General features: G+C 69.6%; 4 protein-coding genes. All 4 read right to left on the bottom strand.

What is annotated here, in order from left to right:
• Window positions 1–485, bottom strand: a 485-nt coding sequence (locus QZY48_RS11475) for an alpha/beta fold hydrolase (protein ID WP_295430990.1), incomplete at its 3' end; no start/stop codon positions are given.
• Window positions 486–537: 52 nt separating this feature from the next.
• Window positions 538–1,227, bottom strand: a complete 690-nt coding sequence (locus QZY48_RS11470; protein ID WP_295430989.1) for a hypothetical protein — start codon at window positions 1,225–1,227, stop codon at window positions 538–540.
• Window positions 1,228–1,254: 27 nt separating this feature from the next.
• The gene (locus tag QZY48_RS11465; RefSeq protein ID WP_295430988.1) at window positions 1,255–2,190 is read right to left on the bottom strand and encodes a CysB family HTH-type transcriptional regulator; all 936 of its coding nucleotides are present in this window, start codon (window positions 2,188–2,190) and stop codon (window positions 1,255–1,257) included.
• A gap of 1 nt (window position 2,191) precedes the next feature.
• On the bottom strand, window positions 2,192–2,985 hold a 794-nt coding region (locus tag QZY48_RS11460), incomplete at its 5' end, for a TOBE-like domain-containing protein (protein ID WP_295430987.1).

Below are 2,985 nucleotides of genomic sequence, written 5' to 3'. Positions count from 1 at the left end.
TGTCCGGCCTGGCCGATGCCGATGAGACGGCTGCCCCAGGCCTCAGACCAAGGGGTCAGGTTCCGGGTCGTCATCCAGGGGTCGTTGCCGCTCGCGACCACCAGACTCGGAAAGCCGAGGTTCTGTCTGGGGAGTGAGGCTGCCAGGCTGTCGATGCCGGCGGCGCGGTCTTCGCGCAGCCCCAGTGCGGAGAAACGCTCCGGGTCCGCCGGCGCCACGAGCAAGGCCCCGGCCACGCGATCCGCGAGCGCCGCGCCGGCCACGACCGCGACGAGACAGCCGAAGCTGTGCGCCACCAGCCAGACCGGACCGGGCGAGCGCCGGATCTCGTGGCGCAGGGCCGCGGCCCAAGTCTCCAGAACCGGGGACTCCCAGTCGATCCCCGCCACTCGCCGGGCGCCGCCAACGCGGGACTCCATCCAGGTTTGCCAGTGCCCCGGACCACTGCCGTGGAATCCGGGAACGATCAGGGTCGTGGCGGACATGGGGACCTCGGGTTGCGGTGTCGTGGATCGGCGGATGAGACCCGATCCGGCCTCAGACCGCAACGTCCGCCGGGCTCAAGGGATACCGGGGCGGCGCCTGCCGGGCGGCCCGCGACGACTGGTTACCCTCGATCAGGTCGGCGCCCAGGGCGCCGGCGCGCGCCAGCGCCTCCGGGTCGTCGATCCCCGCGAGCCATAACCCGATGCGGCCGCCGGTCGCGGTCTGCGCTCGCCACCGCTCCCCGCGGTCGTAGCGCACCTCAAGGTCCTGGACCTGGGGCGCGACCCAGCGCACGCCGAGCGCACCGAGCAGGTCCCAGTCCGTGTGGTCGAGGTCCGGTCCTGCCGCGAGCAGCCGGTAGCCGTAGCCGGTGAAACTCCTGGCCGCCTCCTGCACGTGGGCATCCGTGTGCAGTGCCCGCGCGTCCAGGCGCAGCACCACCTGGTCGGTCCGCAGACCGAAGCGGTGCAACAGGGTCTCGAAGACCTCGCCGTGGTGCTCGGGCAGCGCGGCCACATGGCGCAGATGCACGTCCAGCACCAGCAGCTCACGACCGTCATGGCCCTGGTGCAGGTGGTTCAACGCATGGAAGGTGCGCAGGAAGCGGTCCAGAAACACCACGTCGTCGGCATCCCAGGCCTGGACATAGAGCGACTCAGGCGGGGCGGGATGCCCGTCCTCGGTCCGGACAAAGAGCTTCGCGCGCTGGCCGAACAAGGCACCGGTGGCGACCTTGATCACCGGGACCAGATAGGGCTTGTGCTTTGTTTATTCGGCCGCGACCTTGGGGAACACCGCGTCTCTCACCTGCTCGGCGGTGAGGGCCGGGGCGCAGCAGGTGACGAAGCGGACGGCATAGTCACGCAGATAGTGGCCGCGGCGCAGCGCAATGCGGGTGGTATTGGCGGCAAAGAGCCCGTCAGTGGGGAGCAGCCGCAGGCCGGCGTCGCGCACCGGATGGAAGGCCATGGCGGCGATGATGCCGACCCCCAGGCCGAGTTCCACGTAGGACTTGATGACATCGGCGTCGAGTGCGGACATGACGACATCCGGTGCCAGGCCCGCGGCGGCGAAGGCGGCATCGATACGGGCGCGGCCGGTATAGCCCTCGGAATAGGTGATGAGCGGCCAGTCGGCCAGTGCCTCCAGGGTGAGCGGTTCCAGGGCCGCGAGCGGGTGCCCGTCGGGAACGATCGCGGCGTGATGCCAGGAGTAGAAGGGAAAGCTCACCAGGTCCTCGTCATCGCCCACCGCCTCGGTGGCGAGCCCGATGTCGACCTCCCCCGCCCGCAACAGCGCGACGACCTCCCGGGGGCCGCATTGGCGCAGTTCCAGGTGCACCTTGGGGAGTTCCTGTTTGAAGCCGGCCACCACCGGCGGCAGGGCGTAGCGCGCCTGGGTATGGGTGGTGGCGATGACCAGGCGTCCCTCATCGCGTTGGGCGAACTGCTCGCCCAGGCGCTTGATGTTGCCGGTGTCGAGCAGGATGCGCTCCACGATCGGCAGCAGTTCCTTGCCGGGTTCGGTCAGCCCCAGCAGGCGCTTGCCGCGGCGCACGAAGATCTCCACGCCCAATTCGTCTTCCAGGTCCTTGATGTGCTTGGATACGCCGGACTGGGCGGTAAAGAGCGCGCTGGCCACCTCGGTGAGGTTGAAATTGTTCTGCACCGTGGCGCGCAGGATGCGTAACTGTTGGAAGTTCATGTCAGGCCGCCTCGTGCCGGAACACCCGCAGCGGCGTCGGCACCAGGCGCACCCGCTGACCCTGGGTCAGGCCGCTCGCCCGTTCCCGCGGCAGGAGGACTTCATAGTGTTTCGGCTCGGTCCCCATCGCGACCTCCTCAATACCGTCCAGTTCCACCCGGACACTGCCGCCGAAGGCCAGGACCCGCCGCACCAGGGCGTCCAGCCCATTGGGGGTGTCGAGATCGGTGACGATGTCCAGTTCGTGGGGGCGGGCGAAACCGACCACGTCCGTCCCCTGGACGGCGTTGCTCCCGTCGTGGGTCAGGTTCGACTCGCCCACGCGGACGTGGGCACCGTCCACCCGGCCGTGGAAGACGTTGGCGGCGCCCAAGAAGCCATAGACAAAGGGGCTGGCCGGGTGCTCATAGACCTGGTCGGGGCTGCCGACCTGCTCGACCCGCCCGCGGTTCATCAGCACCACCCGGTCGGCGACCTCCAGGGCCTCCTCCTGGTCATGGGTGACGAAGATGGAGGTGACGTGCAGGTCGTCGTGCAGGTCGCGCAGCCAGCGCCGCAACTCCTTGCGCACCTGGGCATCCAGGGCGCCGAAGGGCTCGTCGAGCAGCAGCACCCGTGGTTCGACCGCCAGCGCCCTGGCGAGCGCGATGCGCTGGCGCTGACCGCCGGAGAGTTGCGACGGGAAGCGGTCGGCAAGCCAGTCCATCTGCACGAGATCCAGCAGGCGCAGGACGCGCCGCCGGATCTCCGGCTCCTTGGGTCGGCCGCGGCGCGGCTGCACCCGCAGGCCGAAGG

The sequence above is a fragment of the uncultured Thiodictyon sp. genome (genome assembly GCF_903828115.1).
In the GTDB taxonomy this organism is placed as follows: Bacteria; Pseudomonadota; Gammaproteobacteria; order Chromatiales; family Chromatiaceae; genus Thiodictyon.
This window is presented reverse-complemented; position numbering and strand designations above follow the sequence as displayed.